The 21925-nt window shown below is 60.8% G+C and carries 23 protein-coding genes; 5 read left to right on the top strand and 18 right to left on the bottom strand.

What is annotated here, in order from left to right; translation table 11 throughout:
* Positions 1–17: 17 nt before the first annotated feature.
* The 12 genes from nuoL to F6V30_RS05565 form a co-directional block, all read right to left on the bottom strand.
* Positions 18–2024: an NADH-quinone oxidoreductase subunit L gene (gene nuoL, locus F6V30_RS05620; RefSeq protein WP_151155717.1), complete on the bottom strand. Its 2007-nt coding sequence runs from the start codon at positions 2022–2024 to the stop codon at positions 18–20.
* 61 nt (positions 2025–2085) lie between these two features.
* Positions 2086–2388: an NADH-quinone oxidoreductase subunit NuoK gene (nuoK, locus tag F6V30_RS05615; protein WP_149307291.1), complete on the bottom strand. Its 303-nt coding sequence runs from the start codon at positions 2386–2388 to the stop codon at positions 2086–2088.
* 15 nt (positions 2389–2403) lie between these two features.
* Complete coding sequence (locus tag F6V30_RS05610) at positions 2404–2907, bottom strand: NADH-quinone oxidoreductase subunit J family protein (RefSeq protein ID WP_149307292.1); 504 nt, start codon at positions 2905–2907, stop codon at positions 2404–2406.
* 11 nt (positions 2908–2918) lie between these two features.
* Positions 2919–3323, bottom strand: coding sequence for an NADH-quinone oxidoreductase subunit NuoI (gene nuoI / locus F6V30_RS05605; protein WP_151155715.1), 405 nt, complete (start codon positions 3321–3323; stop codon positions 2919–2921).
* Between the two features lie 43 nt (positions 3324–3366).
* A complete protein-coding gene (gene nuoH, locus F6V30_RS05600) occupies positions 3367–4434 on the bottom strand; it encodes an NADH-quinone oxidoreductase subunit NuoH (RefSeq protein WP_151155713.1) in 1068 nt (355 codons plus the stop codon).
* Between the two features lie 53 nt (positions 4435–4487).
* Positions 4488–6956, bottom strand: a complete 2469-nt coding sequence (locus F6V30_RS05595) for a molybdopterin-dependent oxidoreductase (RefSeq protein WP_151155711.1) — start codon at positions 6954–6956, stop codon at positions 4488–4490.
* A 42-nt stretch (positions 6957–6998) separates the two neighbouring features.
* Entirely contained in the window at positions 6999–8774 is a 1776-nt protein-coding gene (gene nuoF / locus F6V30_RS05590) for an NADH-quinone oxidoreductase subunit NuoF (protein WP_151155709.1), read from the bottom strand.
* Between the two features lie 36 nt (positions 8775–8810).
* Entirely contained in the window at positions 8811–9323 is a 513-nt protein-coding gene (locus F6V30_RS05585; protein WP_151155708.1) for an NADH-quinone oxidoreductase subunit NuoE family protein, read from the bottom strand.
* A gap of 31 nt (positions 9324–9354) precedes the next feature.
* A complete protein-coding gene (gene nuoD / locus F6V30_RS05580) occupies positions 9355–10527 on the bottom strand; it encodes an NADH dehydrogenase (quinone) subunit D (protein ID WP_151155706.1) in 1173 nt (390 codons plus the stop codon).
* A gap of 49 nt (positions 10528–10576) precedes the next feature.
* The gene (locus F6V30_RS05575; RefSeq protein ID WP_151155704.1) at positions 10577–11065 is read right to left on the bottom strand and encodes an NADH-quinone oxidoreductase subunit C; all 489 of its coding nucleotides are present in this window, start codon (positions 11063–11065) and stop codon (positions 10577–10579) included.
* A gap of 50 nt (positions 11066–11115) precedes the next feature.
* The gene (locus F6V30_RS05570; protein WP_149307300.1) at positions 11116–11631 is read right to left on the bottom strand and encodes an NADH-quinone oxidoreductase subunit B; all 516 of its coding nucleotides are present in this window, start codon (positions 11629–11631) and stop codon (positions 11116–11118) included.
* The gene (locus tag F6V30_RS05565) at positions 11622–11978 is read right to left on the bottom strand and encodes an NADH-quinone oxidoreductase subunit A (RefSeq protein ID WP_151155702.1); all 357 of its coding nucleotides are present in this window, start codon (positions 11976–11978) and stop codon (positions 11622–11624) included. The genes F6V30_RS05570 and F6V30_RS05565 overlap by 10 nt, the downstream gene beginning before the upstream one ends.
* Before the next feature lie 250 nt (positions 11979–12228).
* Between F6V30_RS05565 and hemL the strand changes: the two genes are divergently transcribed.
* The 5 genes from hemL (at position 12229) to atpE (ending at position 15273) form a co-directional block, all read left to right on the top strand.
* On the top strand, positions 12229–13515 hold the full coding sequence (gene hemL, locus F6V30_RS05560; RefSeq protein ID WP_151155700.1) for a glutamate-1-semialdehyde 2,1-aminomutase: 1287 nt from the start codon (positions 12229–12231) through the stop codon (positions 13513–13515).
* Between the two features lie 95 nt (positions 13516–13610).
* Complete coding sequence (locus F6V30_RS05555) at positions 13611–13853, top strand: AtpZ/AtpI family protein (protein WP_151155698.1); 243 nt, start codon at positions 13611–13613, stop codon at positions 13851–13853.
* Complete coding sequence (locus tag F6V30_RS05550) at positions 13828–14211, top strand: ATP synthase subunit I (RefSeq protein WP_151155696.1); 384 nt, start codon at positions 13828–13830, stop codon at positions 14209–14211. The genes F6V30_RS05555 and F6V30_RS05550 overlap by 26 nt, the downstream gene beginning before the upstream one ends.
* 4 nt (positions 14212–14215) lie before the next feature.
* The gene (gene atpB / locus F6V30_RS05545; RefSeq protein ID WP_149307305.1) at positions 14216–14905 is read left to right on the top strand and encodes a F0F1 ATP synthase subunit A; all 690 of its coding nucleotides are present in this window, start codon (positions 14216–14218) and stop codon (positions 14903–14905) included.
* A gap of 92 nt (positions 14906–14997) precedes the next feature.
* Positions 14998–15273, top strand: a complete 276-nt coding sequence (gene atpE / locus F6V30_RS05540; RefSeq protein WP_149211401.1) for an ATP synthase F0 subunit C — start codon at positions 14998–15000, stop codon at positions 15271–15273.
* Positions 15274–15491: 218 nt separating this feature from the next.
* On the opposite strand, the gene F6V30_RS05535 is transcribed toward atpE, so the two are convergent.
* From F6V30_RS05535 to argF, 6 genes are all read right to left on the bottom strand, one after another.
* Positions 15492–16253: a fibronectin type III domain-containing protein gene (locus F6V30_RS05535; RefSeq protein ID WP_151155694.1), complete on the bottom strand. Its 762-nt coding sequence runs from the start codon at positions 16251–16253 to the stop codon at positions 15492–15494.
* A gap of 18 nt (positions 16254–16271) precedes the next feature.
* Positions 16272–16988, bottom strand: a complete 717-nt coding sequence (locus F6V30_RS05530; protein ID WP_151155692.1) for a hypothetical protein — start codon at positions 16986–16988, stop codon at positions 16272–16274.
* Between the two features lie 10 nt (positions 16989–16998).
* A complete protein-coding gene (locus tag F6V30_RS05525) occupies positions 16999–17862 on the bottom strand; it encodes an ExeA family protein (RefSeq protein WP_151155690.1) in 864 nt (287 codons plus the stop codon).
* 6 nt (positions 17863–17868) lie between these two features.
* Positions 17869–19245 carry an argininosuccinate lyase gene (gene argH / locus F6V30_RS05520; protein ID WP_151155688.1) on the bottom strand — a complete coding sequence of 459 codons (1377 nt, stop codon included), beginning with the start codon at positions 19243–19245 and terminating at the stop codon, positions 17869–17871.
* Between the two features lie 205 nt (positions 19246–19450).
* Positions 19451–20680: an argininosuccinate synthase gene (locus tag F6V30_RS05515; RefSeq protein WP_151155686.1), complete on the bottom strand. Its 1230-nt coding sequence runs from the start codon at positions 20678–20680 to the stop codon at positions 19451–19453.
* 182 nt (positions 20681–20862) lie between these two features.
* Positions 20863–21774 (bottom strand): ornithine carbamoyltransferase, encoded by a 912-nt coding sequence (argF, locus tag F6V30_RS05510; protein ID WP_151155684.1) that lies wholly within the window; start codon positions 21772–21774, stop codon positions 20863–20865.
* Positions 21775–21925: the final 151 nt, after the last annotated feature.

The following is a 21925-nucleotide window of genomic DNA, read 5'->3' as shown; positions in this document are numbered from 1 at the left end:
CAAATTGCAAGTGTCGATTACTTGAAGACGTAGTAGCCTAAGATCACCACCACACCGAAGGCCATGGACCAGGCATAGTTGTAGATGTAGCCGGACTGCATGTAGCGGAACACGCCGCTGAAGGCCATCACCACATGGGCGACGCCGTTGACGGCTCCATCCACCACCACCACGTCGAACCCTTTCCAGAGGAAGCGGCCCAGCGCCTTGCAGGGGTTGACGAACAGGTAGTCGTACAGTTCGTCGATGTACCACTTGTTGTAGACGGCGCGGTGCAGAGCCGGGAACGCGGCCACGAACCGTTTGGGCAACTCCGTGTTCTTGACGTACATGGTGAACGCGATCGAGATGCCCACGAGCGCGACCAGGACCGACAGCCCCATCAGGCCCCACTCCAGGGTGGCGCTATGCTCGGCCGCATGGGCCGCGTGCTGCGCCATGTATTCTTCCGAATACTTGAAGACCGGCTCCAGGTAGTGCTCGAAATAGTTGGGGATACCGCCGAACAGTTCGCCGATCACCTTGGGCAGGCCGATGTAACCGCCCACCACCGACAGGGCGGCCAGCACGATCAGGGGGAGGACGATCACCATGGGCGACTCGTGTAGGTGGTCCTTGGCCTTGGGGGTGATGCGGCATTCGCCGAAGAAGGTCATGAACACCAGGCGGAACATGTAGAAGGCGGTCAGGCCGGCGGCCACGGCGCCCATCCCCCACAGCAGGTAGTTCAACTGGCCGTGGTGCGGGTTGGAGAAGGCCTGCCAGAGGATCTCGTCCTTGGAGAAGAAGCCGGAGAAGCCCGGGATACCGGCGATGGCGATGGTCGCCAGCAGGAACGTCAGGAAGGTCAGGGGCATTTTGGAGCGCAACCCGCCCATGTTGCGCATGTCCTGGGCGTCGTCATGGGAGTGGGCATGGTGCAGGGCGTGGTGCATGGAGTGGATCACCGCGCCGGAACCGAGGAACAGGCAGGCCTTGAAGAAGGCGTGGGTCATGAGGTGGAAGATGCCGGCGGCAAAGGCCCCGGTCCCCATGGCCAGGAACATGTACCCGAGCTGGGAGACGGTGGAGTAGGCCAGCACGCGTTTGATATCGTTCTGGGCCGTGCCGATGGTGGCGGCGAACAGGGCCGTACAGCCGCCGACCACGGCGACGACCATCAGGGTTTCAGGCGAGCGGATGAACAGGTAGTTCATGCGGCCGATCATGTAGACACCGGCGGTGACCATGGTGGCGGCATGGATCAGGGCGGAAACGGGGGTCGGGCCTTCCATGGCGTCGGGCAGCCAGGTGTAGAGCGGGATCTGGGCCGACTTGCCGGTCGCCCCCAGGAAGAAACAGAGGGTGATCGCGGTGACGATGCCGCCGGTGGGCAGGAGATGGGAGTTGGCGGCCAGGTCCGTGAACTTGATGGTCCAGACGTTGTGGGCCTGTCCCATGTACCAGTAGAGGGTGAAGGTGCCCAGCAGGAACCCGAAGTCGCCGACGCGGTTCATGACAAAGGCCTTCTTGCCGGCGTCGCCGGCCGACTTCTTGTGGAAGTAGTAGCCGATCAAGAGGTAGGAGCAGAGGCCCACACCTTCCCAGCCGACGAACATCAGGAGCAGGTTGTTGCCCAGCACCAGGAGGAGCATGGAGAACATGAACAGGTTCAGGTAGGCGAAGAAGCGGTAGAACCCTTCCTCACCGTGCATGTAACCGATGGAGTAGACATGGATCAGGAAGCCGACGCCGGTGACGATCATGATCATCACGCAGGAGAGCGGATCGATCAGGAAGGCGATGTCGGCGTTGAAGCTGCCCGAGGTGATCCAGGTGAACACCTTGACATTGGCCACCCGTTCCTCACCCGGCAAGGAAAGGAGAGCAAGTATGGTCTTGCAGGAAACTAAGAACGAACAGAGTACGGCAAGTGCGCCGATACCGCCGATGACGGTCTCGTTCTTGATCTTTTTCCCCAACAGGCCGTTGATCAGGAAGCCGATGAAGGGGAAGAGCGGGATCAGCCATACGTTGTCAAACATGTAAGACTCCTTTTATGCAATCGTTAAGCGTTGTCTACGTTCCGGTTGATGCGAGGGCCTGCTACCACTTCATGATGTTGATGTCTTCCACGTCGATGGATTCCTTGTTGTTGTAGAAGGCGATCATCAGGGCCAGGCCGACGGCAGCCTCGGCGGCGGCGACGGTCATGACGAAGAACACGAAGATCTGGCCGTCCAGGTTGCCCAGGTGACGGGAGAGCGCCACGAAGGTCAGGTTGACCGCATTGAGCATCAGTTCGACGCACATGAAGATGACGATGGCATTCTTGCGGGTCAGCACGCCGATGGTCCCGATGGAGAAGAGGATGGCGCTCACGATGAGATAACTGTTCAGGTTTTCCATTGTATATGCCCTCTGTTAGAGTTTTTTCTTTGCCAGGATGACCGCGCCGATGATGGCCACCAGGAGCAGGATCGAGGTGATCTCGAAGGGGAGCAGGAACGTGGTGAACATCTCGCGGCCGATCAGCTCGGTGTGTCCCTGCTGCCGGATCATCTCGCCGGTCAGCGGCCCGTTGGGCATGGCGACGCGGCTCCTCATGATGATGAAGGCGGTGTTGATCAGGGTAAAGAAGCCGATGATGGACCCCAGCACGATCTTGTGGGAGTGCCTCTTGGTTGCGTCAACCCTGATGTTGAGCAGCATGATGGTGAACACGATCAGGACCATGATGGCGCCGGCATACACCATGACCTGCACGGCGGCCATGAAGGGAGCATCCAGCATGACGTAGTAGGTTGCCAGGCAGAAGAAGGTCATGACCAGCGCCAGGGCGCTGTTGATCGGGTTCTTGCAGGTGACCACCAGAAGCGCCGACACGATGGCCACCAGCGTGATGATGAGGAAGAAAAGGGTTTCCATGCACTGCTCCTTTATTTCTTTTCTAAGAGGCGTTCCTTGTCATAGACAAAGTCCGAGCGATGGTAGTTGGCCAGTTCGAACTCGCCGGTCATCTTGACGGCGTCCACCGGACAGGCCTCCACGCAGTAGCCGCAGAAGATGCACCGCAACAGGTCGATCTCATACCTGGCGGCATACTTGTCGTGGTTGGCGTCCTCGCCCGCCTCGACCGTGATGCACTTGGCCGGGCAGACCGTGGGACAGAGGTAGCAGGCCACGCACTTTGCCTTGTCGTGGGAGACATTAAGGGCGTGCAGCCCCCTGAAACGCTGGGCGACCTTGGGGCGCTCGGCCGGGTACTGCAGGGTGACCGGCTTCTTGAAGAGGTGTTCCAGGGTGATCCTCAGACCATTTATGATCGGCGTAATCGGATTCATGATTCCATCCTTGTTCTTGGAATTACGTGGTGTCGTATGCTTCTTAGTTTGTGAAGTAGCCGATGATGCCGGTGGCCACGATGTTCAGCAGGGAGAGCGGCAACAGGACCTTCCACCCCAGGTGCATGAGCTGGTCGTAGCGGTAGCGGGGCAGCGTGGCGCGAATCCACATGCAGACGAACATCAGGATATAGACCTTGGCCACGAAATAGACCGGCCCGAGCAGGGGTACGGCAACGGCCATCGGGCCGTTCCAGCCGCCCAGGAAAAGGGTGGTGGTCAGGGCGCAGACCGTCACCATGTTGGCGTATTCAGCCATGAAGAACATGGCGTATTTCATGCTGGAGTACTCGGTGCAGAAGCCGGACACCAGCTCGGTCTCGGCCTCGGGGAGGTCGAAGGGGGTGCGATTGATCTCGGCCAGGGAGCAGATGAAGAACATGATCGCCGCCAACGGCTGCTTGAAGGCAAACCAGTTGAACCCGTTGGAGGCGGACTGCTGGGCGACGATCTCGTTGAGAGACAGGGTGCCGGAGAGCATGAACACCGACACGATGGCCAGGCCGGCCGAAAGTTCGTAGGAGATCATCTGGGCCGAGGCGCGCAGGCCGCCCATCAGGGAGTACTTGCTGTTGGACGCCCAGCCGGCCAGGACGATGCCGTACACCCCCAGGGAGGACATGGCCAGGATGTACAGGACGCCGACGTTGATGTCGAAGACCCGGCCGGCGGCCGTGTCGAAGTAGCCGGCGATCTGCAGCGGGATCTTGTAGCCCGACACCTCGATGACGCCGCCGAAGGGGATGACCGCGAAGGTGATGAAGGCCGGGATGAGGGCGACCAGCGGCGCAAGAAGATACGCGAACGTGCTCGCCTCGGAGGGGATGATCTCTTCCTTGAAGAAGAGCTTGACCCCGTCGGCGATCGGTTGCAGCAGGCCGTGCCAGCCGGTGCGCATCGGTCCCAAGCGTACCTGCATGTGGCCGATGATCTTGCGCTCGGCGTAGGTGGCGTAGGCCACGGTCAGGAGCACGAAGACAAATGCCACAAGGACCTTGGCGACCATGGCGACGTAGTACATCATCGGCAGTCCTAAAATCTCGATTCCCATCTGTCCCTCTTTTCTTGCGAGTATGAAATAAGTCCGAGAACGTTGGTGTCAGGCTACTTGGTCACGGTCACCCAGGTGACCGGAGCGCCGCCCCAGACCTGGTTGACGCCTGCCGCGCCGAAGTGGTACGGGCTGAACAGCACCCCCTCGGGCATGCGCGGGGTGATCCTGGCCTTCAGCTTGGTCGAGCCGATCGCGGAGGCCACGTTCAGCAGGTCGTTTTCCTGGATCTTCAGCCTGGCGGCATCAGTGCGGGAGAGTTCCACGTACCCTTCCGGGCAGACATACATGGGGCCTTCGCCGAACTGGGACTGGGTGCCGTTGTGGTACAGGGCGCTGCCGGTAACCAGGGCCAATTTGCCCGCCGCCGGTTCCACAGCGACCGTCCTGGGCACCACGAAGGCAGCCGTGACGGCAACCTGCGCAAAGGCGCCCGTCTCACCCAGGGAAGCGTAGGACATGCCGGCGTATCCCGGGGTGGAGGCCGCAATCTCGCCGAATACCGTCGCCGGCGTGGCGGGGGCCTGTCCGCCCAGCTTGGCGATCAGCTGCCCAAAGATCTCGAAATCGGTGCGGCTCTGGCCGATCTTCCCGATGGCCGGCTTGATGTGCTGGACACGGCGGTCGACGCTGGTGAAGGTCCCTTCCTTTTCGGCAAAGGAACAGGCCGGCAGCACCACATCGGCCATGGCCGCGGTCTCGGTCATGAACAGGTCGGAAACCACCAGGAACTCGACCTTGTCCAGGGCGGCCGAGATGGCGGCCCGGTTCGGGTAGGAAACCACCGGGTTCTCGCCGGCGACGAACAGGGTCTTGACGGCGCCGCTGGCGCAGCCGTCCATGATCTGACCCGCATTCAGGCCGCGGGTGGCATAGAAGCCCATGTCCACGGCGCCCTGGCTGTTGTTCTTCTCGGCCATGCAGAGGACGCCGCTTCCCTCCGTACCGAGCTTGCCGGTCAGGAGGGCCAGGTTGGCCACGGCGCTGGCCAGGTCGGCGTTGTGCCCCGGATAGGCGTTGCCGATGGGGAACAGGATCAGCGCCTTTTCGGCCGCGGCGTAATCACGGGCGAGTCGTTTGATGGCGTCTGAGCTCAGACCGCTCTGTCCGGCGACCGCCTCGGGGGTGAAACCGGCCAGGGCCTTTTCCAAGTCGGCGTAACCGGGGATCGCAGCGGCCGTGCCGGCGGCCAGCTTGTCGTCCAGGATCGTCTTGGCCAGGGCGTTGATGACGGCGACCTCGCTGCCGGGGGTATGTACGAGGGTCTGGGCGTCGGGCAGCTTGGAGAGCTTGCCCCGCTTGTCGGAGAGGATGTTCAGCTTGACGCCCTTGTTCTTGACCGCCATGTTGATCTCGAAGCCGATCACCGGGTGGGTCTCGTAGCTGTCGGTCTTGATGACCAGGAGCAGGTCGCTCTTCTGGATATCCAGGATGGTCGCCGGTGAGGCCGCGGCCCCGAAGCTTTTGGCGAAGCCCTCGGTCAGGGCGGCATGGGCGTAACCGGCCGAATGGTCGTAATTGGCCGAACCGGCGGTCTCCATCAGCCGCTTGAACAGCACCAGCTCTTCGTTGGTCAGGCGCGGCGTGGCCAGGGCGGCAGCCGATGAACCGGCGCCCTTCAGACGGGCGGCGACCAGTTCCAGGGCCTCGTCCCAACTCGCCTCGGTCAGGGTGCCGTTCTTGCGCACCAGCGGGGTGGTCAGGCGCTTGTCCGAGTTGATGAACTGGTAGCCGAAGCGGCCGCGGCAACAGAGCTGGCCGTTATGGAACCCCTGGTTCTCGTCGTAGACCGTGGTCAGGACCTTGTTGTCCTTGACCCCCAGGGTCAGGTTGCAGCCGGTGCCGCAGTACCCGCACACGGACTTTTGATTGGTGAGGGCCCAGAAGCGCGCCTTGAACTTGAAGGGGCGGGCCAGGAGGGAGCCGACCGGGCAGACGGAGACGCAGGAACCGCAGAACTCGCAGTTGAGCGAGCCTTCGAACTCGCAGCCGATCTTGGTTTCGATGCCGCGGCTGATAAAGGTCAGGGCGCCGAAGGAGACGATCTCGTCGCAGATGCGGGCGCACTTTCCGCACAGCACGCAGCGGTTCATGTCACGCTCGATCAGCGGGTTGCTGTAGTCGATCGCGTGGTGGAACTTCTCGTCGCTGAAGCGGTTGGCGTTCACCTTGTATTCGTAGGTCAGGTTCTGCAGATCGCAGTCCCCGCCCTTGTCGCACACCGGGCAGTCGATGGGGTGGTTGAGCAGCAGGAGCTCCAGCACCATCTTGCGGGCCTTGATGATGTCCGGGGTCGAGGTGCGGATGATCATGCCCTCGGTGATCGGCGTGGTGCAGGCCGGGACCTGCCGTCCCCTCATCTGTTCCACTTCCACCAGGCACATGCGACAGGCGCCGAAAGGTTTCAGCTTCTTGTCGTGGCACAGGATCGGGATCTTGATCCCGTTGATCCTGGCGGCATCGTAAATGGTGGAGTTCTTGGGAGCCGTAACCTGCTTGTCATCTATCGTCAGATTTACCATCTCAACCTCTATCAGTGAGTTTGACTCTGTAAGAAACCGGTTCTATTCGATCGCCATGAAGCGGCAGGCGTCATAACAGGACTTGCACTTGGTGCATTTTTCCTGGTCCAGGAAGGCGACCTGGCCCTTTTCCCAGACAATGGCATCCACCGGGCAGGCCTTCTTGCAGGCCCCGCACTTGACGCACTTGTCTTCCACGACCTGCCAGAGGAGCAACTCCTTGCAGCAGTTGGAGGGGCACCGCTTGTCGTTGATGTGGGCCTCGTACTCGTGGCGGAAATAGTTGATGGTGGAGAGGATCGGGTTGGGAGCCGTCTGGCCGAGGCCGCACAGGGAGGCCTTCTTGATGGCTGTCCCCAGATCCAGCAGGGTATCCAGGTCCGACGGTTCGCCGCGTCCCTCGGTGATGCGTTCCAGGATGTCCAGCATGACCTTCAGGCCGATGCGGCAGGGGACGCATTTGCCGCAGGATTCCATCCTGGTGAAGGAGAGGAAGAAGCGGGCGACGTCCACCATGCAGGTGGTCTCGTCCATGACGACCAGACCGCCGGAACCCATCATGGCGCCGGCCTTGATCAGGGAGTCGTAGTCGACCGGGGTGTCCAGGATCTCGCCGGGAATACAGCCGCCCGAGGGGCCGCCGGCCTGGACGGCCTTGAACTTGCGATTATTGAGGATGCCGCCGCACACGTCGTAGAGAACCGAACGGACGGTCATACCGGCCGGGACCTCTACCAGGCCGGTGTGCTTGACCTTGCCGGTAACGGCGAAGATCTTGGTCCCCTTGGTGGTCTCGGTGCCCAGCGAGGCGTACCAGGCAGCGCCCTTGTTGATGATATGCCGGACGTTGGCGAAGGTTTCCACGTTGTTGATGTTGGTCGGCTTGCCCCACAGACCGCGCACGGCTGGAAACGGCGGACGGGGACGGCTCATGCCGCGCTGCCCTTCGATGGAGGCCATCAGGGCGGTTTCTTCACCGCACACAAAGGCGCCGGCGCCCATCTTGATGCGCATGTCGAAGTTGAGGCCCCACCCCTTGATGTTCTGCCCCAGGTAGCCCTTTTCGTAGCAGTCGTCGATGGCGCGCTGGAGGCGCTGCACCGCCAGGGGGTACTCGGCGCGGACATACACATAGCCGAAGTCGCAGCCGATGGCATAGGCGGCGATCATCATGCCTTCGATGATGCAGTAGGGGTCGCCTTCCAGGAGCGAACGGTCCATGAACGCGCCCGGGTCGCCTTCGTCGGCATTGCAGATCAGGTATTTGTGCTCGCCCGGGGAGGCCTTGCAGAAGGACCACTTCATGCCGGTGGGGAAACCGCCGCCCCCACGACCGCGCAGGCCGGACTTCTTGACCTCTTCGATGACCTCTTCCGGCTTCATGGTCGTGATGCATTTCTCTATGGCCTTGAATCCGTCTTCCCCGAGAAATGCGTCCAGCGACTCGGGGTTTATCTGGCCGCAGCCGGACATGACGACCCGCATCTGGGCGTCGACGAACGTGTTGTAGTACGGTTTCGCCTTCCGTTTTTCCAGGACCGTCTTGCCGACGATATGCTCGTTGACGAGCTGTTCGACCTCTTCAGGCTGAACGAAATCGTAGGTGACCCGCCCCTGCTCTTCGGTAATGATGTCCACCAGGACGTCATTGGCGCACAGCCCGCGGCAACCGGTGTGGATGACCTCACAACGCTTGCCCACCACCGCGTCAACGCCCTTTTCCTGGAGCACCCGGCGAAATTCCGCCTCAACCTTTTTCGCACCGGCCGAGATACCGCCGGTCCCTTGACATATCAGAATTTTTATTGCTTCGCCCATAACGCTTTGTCCCCTGCTGGAATGGTTGAGTCGGTTCTATTTCATCGGCCGCTGGTTGTATTCGGCAATTATCTCGTCAACCTTCTGGACCGTCATCTTGCCGAAGGTGTCATCGTTGACCATGGCCAACGGCGCCATGCCGCAGGCGCCCAGGCAGGCGACCTTTTCAAAGGTGTAGCGCAGGTCCGGCGTGGTCTCGGCGTGGCCGATGTGCAGCTTGTCGAAGAAGGTTTCGACGATGCGCGGAGCGCCCGAGACGTGGCAGGCGGTCCCGACGCAGACCCGGATGATGAACTTGCCGCGGGGTTTCAGATGAAACTGGGCGTAAAAGGTGAGGACGCCGTAGATCTGGCTGGGGTAGACGTTCAGCCGCTCGGCGACATAGTCGGCAACCTTGCGGGGCACATACCCGTACTCGTCCTGGACCCCCTGAAGGACCGGCATCAGGTTGCCCGGCAGATCGATGTATTTATCGATAACCTTATCGGCTATGGAGAGGTCTACTTCCGGTTCCTGTTCTTTTGCCTGTTGCGCAACTGCTTCACTCATTCGCGCCGTCTCCTTTGAATCGTTACGGGAGTTATCTGTCTATTTCGCCAAGAACGACGTCCAACGTTCCGATTACAGCCACCAGGTCGGCAATCATGGCCCCCTTGGCCATCTTCTCGATGGCCTGGAGGTTGACGAATGAGGGCGGCCGAATCCTCATGCGGTAGGGCTTGGAACTGCCGTCGCTGACGATGTAGAACCCCAACTCGCCCTTGGGGTTTTCAACCCCCTGGTAGACTTCGCCTTCCGGTACGGGATACCCTTCGGAGGCGATCTTGAAGTGGTGGATCAGACCTTCTATGGAGTTGTAGACGTTTTCCTTGGGGGGGTAACAGACCTGGGGGCAATCGGCCAGCACCGGGCCCGGCTTGAGCCGGTCGAGGGCCTGGGTGACGATCTTGCATGCTTCCCGCATCTCCACCAGGCGCACCTTGTAGCGGTCGAAGGTATCGCACTTTTCCCCCACCGGAACCTGAAACTGGTAGTTTTCGTACCCGGAATAGGGATTGTCGCGACGCAGGTCCCAGTCCACGCCGGAACCGCGCAGGGCCGGGCCGGTAATGCCGATGTCGATGGCGTCCTCGGCCGTGATGACGCCGTTGCCGATCGTACGCTTGAGCCAGATCGGGTTGGTGGTCAGGAGCCCCTCGTACTGATCCAGATTGCCGGGCATGGCATCGATGAAATCACGCACCTTCTTCTCGAATTCGGGCGGCACATCCTGCGAGAGGCCGCCGGCGCGGAAGAAGTTGGAAGTCATGCGGGCGCCGGAGATCAGTTCATAGGTCTCCATGATGACCTCGCGCTCGCGGAAGGCATAGAGGAAGACCGTCATGGCGCCGATATCGAGGGCATGCGTGGCAAGCCACACCAGATGGGACTCGAGGCGCGTCAGTTCGGCCATGATGATGCGGATGGTCTGGGCCCGCTCCGGGACCTGGATATCCAGCAACTTCTCAACCGTCAGGATATACCCCAGATTGTTGTGCATGGGGGCCAGGTAGTCGAGGCGGTCGGTCAGCGGCAGGACCTGGTGGTAGGTGCGGTGCTCGGAGAGCTTCTCCACCCCGCGGTGCAGGTAGCCGATGTCCGGGGTGATCTTGGTGATCACTTCGCCGTCCAGTTCGAGAACGAGCCTGAGAACCCCGTGGGTGCTGGGGTGCTGCGGCCCCATATTCAGCGTCATCTTTTCCGTAGTAGCCATATATCGCCTCTTCTATGATCGTAGATACGAAGTACGTTGGTGCGGGAACTTACGACAGGCGGCCCTTATAGGGTTCCCGGTCCGGCCCCTGAAGCGGGTAGTCCTTGCGCAACGGATAACCTTCCCAATCGGGCGTCATCAGGATGCGCCGCAGGTCGGGGTGGTTGTCGAACGTGATGCCGAACAGGTCGTAGACCTCGCGCTCCAGCCAATTGGCGGCAGCCCAGACCTGGGTCGCGCTCTCGATATGGCACTCCGCCTCGGAAACGGCCGCCTTGATGCGCAACCGGTCCTTGTTGGGGATGGAGTACAGCAGGTAGACCATCATGAAGCGTTCTTCCCTCTTGCCCAGATAGTCGATCGCGGTCACGTCGGTGAGCAGATTGAACTGGAGGGCCTGCTTCAGAAAGGCAAGAACGGCCAGAAGGTCTTCCTTTTTGATCGTCACCGTCACTTCACCGCGAAACTCGACGACCTCGACGATGGAAGAGGCGAATTTCTCTTTCAACTTGACTACTGCGCGATTGTTCTCTGCCATGGCATTCGACCCTTTGTCTGGGATTTGATATATTCAGTGTACCCGGTGACTTACGCTGCAGCCGACTCGATTCTGTTGCCCAGACCGATGGCGGAGCCAAACGAGTTCTTGTCATGCATGATCTTATCCTGTAGTTTCATCAGGCCGTACAGGAGCGCCTCGGGGCGCGGCGGGCACCCGGGGATATAGACATCCACCGGCAGCGCCTCGTCGATCCCCTGCACAACGCTGTAGGTATCGAAGATCCCGCCCGAACAGGCGCAGGCGCCCATGGCGATGACCCATTTCGGCTCGGGCATCTGCTCATAGACGGTCTTGATGACCGGCAGCATCTTCTTGGTGACCGTACCGGCGATGATGATACAGTCGGACTGCCGGGGGGAGGCACGGAAGATGATGCCGAAACGGTCGAGGTCGTAATGGGAAGCGCCGGCGGCCATCATCTCGATGGCGCAGCATGCCAGGCCGAAGGTCATGGGCCAGATGGACGACTTCCTCGACCAGTTGACGAGCGCATCCAAGGACGTGGTTATGATGTTGTCGCCAAGCGGATTGTCTACTCCCATTCCAGTGCTCCTTTTTTCCAGACGTAAATGTAACCGACAAAGAGAATGACGATAAAGGTTCCCATCTCGACCAGGCCGAACACGCCGAGCTTCTTGTAGAGGATCGCCCAGGGATAGAGGAACACGGCCTCGATGTCGAACAGGATGAACAGCATGGCGATCAGGTAGAACTTGATCGAGAAACGTTCCCGGGCCGTTCCGACCGGCACGCAGCCGCTCTCGTACGGAGCCAGCTTGACGGGGGAAGGCTTCTTCTGGCCGATGAGCGAGGACAGGACGATGGAAACCAGCCCGAACAACACGGCGACTATGACCAGGAGAAGTATGGGGAGATATGCACCAAGCATCGGAAACCCTCCTAATTACTTGCGGTATACTGTATACAAAACGTTGTCAAAATAGGTTATTTGATTTTCTTTGTCAAGCAGATTTTTCCCCCTTTTTCGGGCCGCGCAAAATACCCCGCCATTACCCACAACCTACTAAAATCAAAATAAAAAACCTTCTTTGCGATTGACAATATCGAGGAGGGTGTGCTATTCAAAACACCCCATTGGCAAGCTCATTTCAAAATAAAATATGAGGGGTCCTTCCACCATGAATCACACCCGTTCCAGCGCTCTCTTCCAGCAGGCCAAAGCAGCAATCCCCGGCGGCGTCAACAGCCCGGTCAGGGCGTTCAAGTCCGTGGGAGCCGACCCCCTTTTCATCAAAAAGGCGGCCGGGAGCGCCATCTACGATGAAGACGGCAATGCCTTCGTGGACTACGTCGGCTCCTGGGGGCCGATGATCGTGGGGCACTGCCACCCGCAGGTGATCGAGGCGGTCAAGCGGACCATGGACAACGGCGCCAGCTTCGGCGCGCCGACGGAGCAGGAGACCATCCTGGCCGGCATGGTGATCGAGGCCGTCCCCTCCATAGAGATGGTGCGCATGGTCAGCTCCGGGACGGAGGCCACCATGAGCGCCATCCGCCTGGCGCGCGGCTACACCGGGCGGGACAATATCCTCAAATTTTCCGGCTGCTATCACGGCCACGCAGACTCCCTGCTGGTCAAGGCCGGCTCCGGCGCGGCCACCTTCGGCGTGCCCGATTCGCCCGGCGTGCCTGCCGATTTTGCCAAACACACCCTGACGGCGGAATACAACTCCCTCGACTCGGTCAGAAAACTGGTGGCCGAAAACAAGGGCACCATCGCCTGCATCATCGTGGAGCCGGTGGCCGGCAACATGGGAACCGTCCCCCCCCGGGAAGGTTTCCTGGAAGGGCTGCGCGAGATTTGCACCAACGAGGGGATCATCCTGATCTTCGACGAGGTCATGTCCGGTTTCCGGGTGGCCTACGGCGGCGCCCAGTCCCTGTTCGGCATCACCCCCGACATGACCACCCTGGGCAAGATCATCGGCGGCGGCCTGCCGGTGGGCGCCTTTGGCGGCAAGCGCGAAATCATGGAAAAACTTTCTCCGTCCGGCGGCATCTACCAGGCCGGCACCCTCTCCGGCAACCCGCTGGCCATGTCGGCCGGCATCGCGACCCTTACGCTGCTCAAACAGCCCGGCTTCTATGAAAAACTGGAAGAGAAGAGCCGCCAGGTGGCGGAGGGCATCGCCGCGGCCGCCAAGACCGCCGGCTACCCGATCTATTCCACGCGGGTCGGCAGCATGTTCTGCGCCTTCTTCAGCAAGAACGAGGTCCACGATTGGCCGACCGCCTCCGCCTGCGACACCAAGGCGTTCGCCACATACTTCCTGGCCATGCTGGATGAAGGGATCTACCTGGCGCCGTCCCAGTTCGAGACCGCATTCGTGTCGGCCGCCCACAGCGATGCCGATATCGAAAAAACCATCGCCGCCGCGGCGAAATGCTTCCGGCTCATCGCCTAGGTCAAACGTTATTCTGTTATTTTGTTTGACATTACGAGCGCTGCCATGCTAAGGAATATCGATTTTGGTATCAACTTCGGGCGGGGGTTCTGATCATGGATCGTGACAAACGCGATCTGCTCAGGAGCCTGTCCATGGTGTCCAGCATGGGCATCTCGGTCGTCCTGGCAATAGGGATCGGCGTCTGGTTCGGCCTGGCGCTCGACCGGTGGCTTGGCACCAAGCCGTGGTTCTTTTATATCTTTTTATTTATCGGGATTGCGGCCGGTTTCAAGAATATTTACGTGATAGCCGGCAGGGAGATCCGCAGAGATGACGACAGCGATCAACGAAGATAACCTCTTCGCCGTCATCATCAAAGGGAGCCTGGCCCTGCTGGCGGTTCTGAGCATCGGGGGCTTCGCCTTTTTTTCGGCCAAGGCCGGCATGGGCATCCTGGCAGGCGGCATCATTGCCATCAGTAATTTCGCCTGGCTGCGCAACGTGCTCCAGCGCATCCTCGGACTGATGCCGGCCAAACCGAATCTGTACGCCCAAATCCGGTTCGTGGGCCGTATCACCGTCACCGGCCTGGTACTGTATGTCATCATCACTTCGGGATGGTTCTCGCTGGCAGGGCTGCTGGTGGGACTGTCCGTTATCGTTGCCAACATAATTGCACTTTCATTATATAGTGCCTTGCGCACGGGAGGTTAGCTCCATGGTTCACCCTTTACTGTTTCTCGAGTTTTTCCGCAACCTGCTGGCGCCGCTGCATCTCAACGAGGCCAGCGCCGATGCCATCGCCTACACCTGGCTGATCATCGTGCTGCTGCTGGTGCTTTCCGTCCTGGCCACGTCGGCGCTCAAAGCGATCCCCGGCGGCCTGCAGAACTTCATGGAAGTGGTTGTCGGCGGCATTGAAAACATGATCGTCGAGACCATGGGCGAACATGGCCGTCCCTACTTCCCGCTGATAGCCACCCTGGCGATCTTTATCCTGGTCTCCAACCTGACCGGTCTGATCCCGGGCTTCTTCCCACCCACCGCCAACATCAACACCACGGCCGCCTGTGCCGTGATCGTCTTCCTCTCGACCCATGTGGTCGGGATCAAGCACCACGGCCTGCACTACCTGAAACATTTCATGGGCCCCATCGCCTGGCTGGCTCCGGTCATGTTCTTCATCGAGGTCATCGGCCACTTGAGCCGCCCGGTTTCCCTCACCCTGCGTCTCTTCGGCAACATGAACGGCCATGAACTGGTCCTGATGATCTTCTTCGGCCTGGCCCCCTTCCTGGTGCCGCTGCCGATGATGCTCATGGGCGTGCTGGTCTCCTTCATCCAGGCCTTCGTCTTCATGCTTCTGGCCATGATCTACATCCAGGGATCGCTGGAAGAGGCACACTAGGCGTTTTCCGGACGCAACAAGGCGTCCCCAAGCAAGTTTACGCATCCTATACTGTTTAGGATAACTACCATACGAAGAGAGGAGAAGTAACAATGAGCTTTTTCACAATGTGCGTTCTGGCAGCAGGTATCGGCATGGCACTGGGCACCCTGGGTACCGGCATCGGTCAGGGGCTGGCAGTTAAAAGCGCCGTAGAAGGCGTTTCCCGTAACCCCGGCGCTTCCGGCAAAATCCTGACCACCATGATGATCGGTCTGGCCATGATCGAGTCCCTGGCCATCTACGCCCTGGTTGTCTGCCTGATCATCCTGTTCGCCAACCCCTACAAAGAAATCGCCACCAAGCTGGCCGAAACCGTCGCCAAGTAATTTCTCCCGGCAGCGGCATCAACATGCAAGCAAAAAAGGGCATCCCGTCGGATGCCCTTTTTTGCTTCTTCTGTTTCTTTCGTCTTTCAACTCAGGTTGTTCAAAAATAGTCAGATCGTCGCACCCGCAGAACGCCCCGCGGAGGCGTAGCAGCGCTACGCCGCACAAAAAGGCATTCGAGGACGGCGGCGAGATGGCTGTTTTTCAACAACCTGTTATTACTCCTCTTCCTTCAAAGCCCCTTCCGCCTCGTTCGAGGCCCCGCTCTCGGCGACCCCGCCCCACGGCATGCGCACCACCGTCCTGACCACATAGCGGTAGACCGTCTTGCGCTCCAGCCCCGAATCGGTGTACGTGGTGCCCGTAAGCGGTTCCTTGTTCAGCGGAAGATAGGGCATGGGCTCGTTCCTGGCGGTGCGGTAGACGTTATACCCCACGAAGGAGCCTTCCTCGGGCGGAATGGCCACGAATTCCAGCTTGATTTCCGTGGGTGCCGGCAGGACCTGGAGAACCGGGGGGAACGGCTGCAACGTGACCCGAACGCGTACCGGCGCCGAGCTCGCCCCCGCGGAGTTATCCCGGGCAAAGGGGACGACGTAGTAGCTATAGGCGGTATTCCTGCGCGTCTCGCCGTCCAGGAGCACCACCTTGTTGCCGTAGATCTGGGTGGCATCGGGCAGATCGAGATAGAGCTTGCGAAACAGCCGGAAATCATCGGTGCAAGCGGGGCAATCGGGCTGCTGGAGCGATGATTCCACCCGTTTGAAGACGCTTACGCCGGCCAGATCCCGCAGCGAACGCCCGGCCATGTCCTTATCCGGCAACTCAAAGGCGATCTTGACGCCGGCGCCGCTCTGGTTTGCCGTCAAGGCGGTCACAGCGGCCGGGACCAGCATGTCGGGATAGAGCAGCGGCCCCTTCTTCCCGCACCCGGAGAGCAGCGAAAACAGCATGAAAAGCAGCAGAAAGCGAATGCCCACGCGCACCTCGATACCCATCTATTTCGGTGCCGCCGGCAAACCGGTGGCGACCAGATACACTTCGAAGGTTCCCGTGCCTGAACTGAAACGGACCTTGTTCTGGAAGATCTCCACAATCCTGGCGCCGGAAACCGTATTGCCCTCCCGCAGGAGGAAGCCATTCACCACCGCCCGGGACGCACCGCGACGTTCCTGCCAGGCGATGCCCGATACCTTAATATCGGCGGGAGCGGCGACAAGGGCAGTGGCTGCGGGCCGGGCGGGCTCAGCGGGGGCGTTTTCCTCGGCTGCCGGTGCCACTGGTCGTGCCGGCCGGGCAACCGGGGGGTGCCAGGGCACGGGCGGCTTGGCGGCTTTCGGCACCCGTGCCGGAGGCGGCGCGGCTTTCTGCGGAGCAACCGCCGCAGGCGGACCGGGCGGCGGCTCGGGCATCGCCGGTTTGGCGGGAAGCGACGGTAGTGCCGGCGCAGGGGGCACCGATGGCGGCGGCAGCACAATCGGAGAAGCGGCATGCCTTTTCCCCTTGCCCCCGTGCAGGAACAGGAAGGTCGCACCGAAGGTTATGAGCGATGCCAGCAGCACCAGCCCCAGGACAATGGGCCAGTTCCTCCGTTCCTTTTGGGGGGCCGGACCGTTTTTGAACAGCTCCCCGGCAATGTTGATCATGCCGTTGCCGCGGGCCTTCCGTTCCTTCTCGCTCTCCAGTTTTTTCAAGGCATCGAGGATATAACTCATAGATTTCTATTCACTTTCCCGAGAAGAATCGTCCGGTGATTCGTTCCCACAGTCCCCTGCGGGGGGCCACGGCCCCTGCTGCGGCGATGACCCGGGCGGCGATGTCCGGCGTTACCGTCAGGCTTTCCCGCGTCCAGGCCAAAAGCAGCGCCTGTTCGCAGGCAACGTTGATAAGGCGGGGGATACCGCCCGAAAAGCGGTAGATCTGTTTCACCGCACCAGGGGAGAAGAGGCGGGGGATGCGGCTTCCGGAGATCTTCACGCGATGGCTGATATACTCCTTCGTGTCGTCCAGCCCCATGGGGGACAGCCTGCAGCGGACCGTGATGCGCTGGTTGAGCTGCCGCAGGTCGTGGCGATTGAAGACATCGTCGAGCTCGGGCTGCCCGGCCAGGATGATCTGGATCAGCTTATCCTGCTCCGTCTCCAGGTTGGAGATGAGGCGCACCTGCTCCAGGACCTCCGGTGCCAGGTTCTGGGCCTCGTCGACGACCAGCACCAGGGTGCGGCCGGCGGCATTCTGCTCCAGCAGGTAACGGTTGAGGGCCTCCAGGTAGGCAAAACTGTTCTTCTCGGCGGTCTCGATGCCGAAATCGCGGCAGATGCTGGCCAGGAGCTGTTCGCCCGACAGGCAGGGGTTGAAGATCAGGGCGCTTTTGTACTTTTCCGGGTCCAGTTGCGACAACAGGGTACGCAGCACCGTGGTCTTGCCGGTTCCGACCTCGCCGGTCATGGCGATGAAACCGGCATGGCTGTCGATGCCGTACAGGAGGTGGGCAAACGCTTCCCGATGGTTGCCGCTCAGGTAGATAAAGTGGGGATTGGGCGTGATCGTAAACGGCTTTTCGGTGAATCCGAAAAAATCACAATACATCGGACGCTACTTTCCCTCTCGCGCGGCGCGAATTTCGCTCTCGACCCGCGCCCTGGCGGTGCCGCCGGGGACATTGCGGGCATTGACGCTGGCCTCGACGGTGATGGCCGCGAAGATATCATTGTCGACCTTGGCCGAAAACAGTTGCCACTCGGCCAGGGAGAGCTCGGTGATGTCCATCTCGTTCTCCACACAGTAGGCCACCGCCTTCCCCACCACCTCGTGGGCGTCGCGGAAGGGCAGCCCCTTGCGCACCAGGTAGTCGGCCACGTCGGTGGCGGTGGAAAAACCGTAACCGGCGGCACGGCGCATGGTCTCCCCGTTGACCCGCATCTCCCTGATCATGTCGGCAAAGATCTTGAGGCTCCCCTTGACCGTGTCGATGGTGTCGAAAAGCGGCTCCTTGTCCTCCTGCATGTCCTTGTTGTAGGCCAGCGGCAGCGACTTCATCACCGTCAAAAGCGCCATCAGGTTGCCGTAGACCCTGCCGGTCTTGCCCCGGACCAGTTCGGGCACGTCCGGGTTCTTCTTCTGGGGCATGATGGACGAACCGGTGCAGAAGCCGTCCGACAGCTCGATGAACCTGAACTCGCTGGTGGACCAGAGGATCAACTCCTCGGAAAAACGGGACAGGTGCATCATCAGGATCGACGACGCGGCCAGGAACTCCAGGGCGAAATCCCGGTCCGAGACCGAGTCCAGGGAGTTGCGGGTAATGGCGGGGAAGTTCAGTTGCTCGGCCACGTACTCCCGGTCGATGGGGAAGGTGGTGCCGGCCAGGGCGCCCGCCCCCAGGGGGAGGACATTGACCCGTTTCAGGCAATCCTCCATGCGCCCCTTGTCGCGTTTGAGCATCTCCACGTAGGCCATCAGGTGGTGGCTGAACAGGATCGGCTGGGCGGTCTGCAGGTGGGTGAAGCCGGGCATGATCACATCCAGGTTCGCCTCGGCCTGCCCCAACAGGGCGTCGATCAGCAGGTCCAGATAGGTGGCGATCTCCACGATCTCGTCCCGCAGGTAGAGGCGGATATCCAGGGCCACCTGATCGTTGCGCGAGCGGCCGGTATGCAGGCGTTTGCCCGCCTCGCCGATCTTGGCGGAGAGCCTGGCCTCGATATTCATGTGGATGTCTTCCAAGGCGATGGAAAAGTCGAACTCGCCGGCCTCGATCTGTTGCAGGATCTGCTGTAGGCCGTGGACGATCTGCTCCACATCCTCCATGGGGATGATCCCCTGCTTGCCCAGCATGCGGGCATGGGCGATGGAGCCCCGGATATCCTGATGGTAGAGGCGCTTGTCGAACTGGATCGAGGCGGTAAACTCCTCGACGAACTTATCGGTGGGCTGGGTGAAGCGGCCGCCCCACAGCTTGTCTTTGGACATGGTATCTCGGTTCCTCGTGTTTGGGAGTAAAGTTGATGTCGGGCGCTACTATACGTGAAAAATGGATAAATTCAAAGCGGAGACGTACGGCTTTTTCTTCCTGGCGATAACGCTTCCGGCAAGGGAAGGGGATCGGATACAGCAAAGGGGCATAACATGGTCATGCCCCTTCGTGTGCAAACAAAACGATCTGCGTCTGATGCCCCTATTTCTTCCGGTTGGCCTGCATCAGCGACCTGATCCGCAACCTGAGCGAATTGATCCTGATGAAGCCTTCCGCATCGGCCTGGTTGTAGACCTGGTCCTTCTCGAAGGTGGCGAAATCCAGATTGAAGAGCGAGTCGGTATCGGACTTGCGCCCCACCGTGCGGCAGAGTCCCTTGTACAGCTTGACGCGGGCCACGCCGTTGACGCACTTCTGGGAATCGTCGATGAGGGTCTGGAGCATCTGGCGCTCGGGGGAGAACCAGTAGCCGCCGTAGACCTGGCGGGCGTACTCGGGGATGAGGCTGTCGCGGATGCGCAGGACTTCGCGGTCCATGGTGATCTGCTCAACCGCCGAGTGGGCCTCGCGCAGGATGGTGCCGCCGGGGGTCTCGTACACGCCCCGGGACTTCATGCCCACCGAGCGGTTTTCCAACAGGTCCACCCGGCCGATGCCGTGCTGGCCGCCCAGGTAATTGAGGTGGGCCAGCAACTGGGCCGGCGTCATCTGCTCGCCGTCCACGGCCACGGCGTTGCCGTTCTTGAACTCGATCTCCACGTACTGCGGCTTGTTGGGGGCCTTTTCCGGCGAGGTGGTCAATACGTACATCTCTTCGGGCGCCTCGGCCCAGGTATCCTCCAGGATGCCCCCCTCGAAGGAGATGTGGAGCATATTGCGGTCCGAGGACCAGGGGCGCTTCTTGGTGACCGGGATCGGGATGCCGTTCTTCTTGGCGTATTCGATCAGGGCCTGGCGGCTGTTCAGATCCCACTCGCGCCAGGGGGCCACGACCTTGATGGCCGGGTCGAAGTGGTAGTAGGCCAGCTCGAAACGGACCTGGTCGTTCCCCTTGCCGGTGGCGCCGTGGGAGACGGCGTCGCATTTCTCCTTGGCGGCGATCTCCATCTGGCGCTTGGCGATCAGCGGCCGGGCGATGGAGGTCCCCAACAGGTAATGCCCCTCGTAGATGGCGCTGGCGCGGAACATGGGGAATACGAAATCCCGCACGAACTCTTCCCGCAGGTCGTCGATGTAGACCTTGTCGGCACCGGTGGCCAGGGCCTTCTCGCGGATCGGCGCCAGTTCGTCCCCCTGCCCCAGGTCGGCGGAAAAGGCGACCACCTTGCAGCCGTACTCGTTCTTGAGCCATTTGAGGATGATGGAGGTATCCAGGCCGCCCGAGTAGGCCAGGACGATCTTCTTGATTTCCTGCTTCTGAGTTTTTGCCATGTTGTGGTTCTCCTTTGACAGGTTTGTATGAATTTCCCAAAGGGGTGTAGTTGTATTTCCCCAAGAAGCGTCGATTTTTCGTCAGGCCAAGGCGCCCAAGGGAACCCGCGGAAACGTGGCAGCGCCACGTCGCACAAGGAGTTCCCGCAGGGCAACGCCGGCATGGCGGAAAAGCGGCGTTTCTACTTCATGAGCGTGGCCATGATCGCCTTCTGCACATGCAACCGGTTCTCGGCCTCGTCCCACACCACCGAGTTCTTCCCCTCGATGACCGAATCAGAGATCTCCTCGCCGCGGTGGGCGGGGAGGCAGTGCAGGACGACTGCGTCCGGCTTGGCCAGGGCCAGCAGGGCGTCATCCAGGCAGTAGCCGGCAAAGGCCCGTTCCCGCTCCTTCTGCTCAGACTCCTGCCCCATGCTGGCCCACACATCGGTGTTGAGCACGTCGGCATCTCTCACCGCCGCCTTCGGGTCGTCCGTCACAATGATCCTGCCCGGGGCCTTGGCATCGGCCCAGGCCAGCACCGCCTGGTCCGGCCGGTAGCCGGCCGGGCAGGCCAGGGCCAGGTCGAAGCCGAAGATGGCCGCCGCCTCGATCCAGGTGTTGGCCATGTTGTTGCCGTCCCCCACCCAGGCGAACTTCAGCCCCTCGTAGGCGCCCTTGTGTTCCACGACCGTCAGCAGGTCGGCCATGATCTGGCAGGGATGGAACAGGTCGGTCAGGCCGTTGATGACCGGCACGGAGGCGTAGCGGGCGAATTCGTCCACGATCTCCTGGCCGAAGGTACGGATCATCACGCCGTCGCAGTAGCGGGACATGACCCGAGCCGTGTCCCTGATCGGCTCGCCGCGCCCGATCTGGGAGTCACGGTTGGAGATGAAGAGGCCGTGGCCCCCCAGTTGGAACATCCCCACCTCGAAGGAGATGCGGGTCCGGGTGGAAGACTTCTCGAAGATCATGGCCAGGGCCTTGCCGTCCAGAAGCCGGTGGGGGACGCCCTGTTGCTGCTTCTCCTTCAGCTCCCGCGCCAGGGTCAGCATGCCGTCGAGTTCCGCCTTGTTGTAATCGTGCAACGCCAGAAAGTGCCGCGCCATTATTTCCTCCGTTTATGGGACTTGGAATTTGTCGATGTGCCGTTTTTTTTGCGCTCAGATTTAGGTCAGATTTGTCGTTCCCGATTGAGTAAAACCGTAGGCGTAGCCAGAGCTACGCTGAGGATTTTACGATTGAGGGAGCGGCAAAGAT

The organism is Oryzomonas sagensis (assembly GCF_008802355.1).
GTDB classification, from domain to species: Bacteria; Desulfobacterota; Desulfuromonadia; order Geobacterales; family Pseudopelobacteraceae; genus Oryzomonas; species Oryzomonas sagensis.
This window is presented reverse-complemented; position numbering and strand designations above follow the sequence as displayed.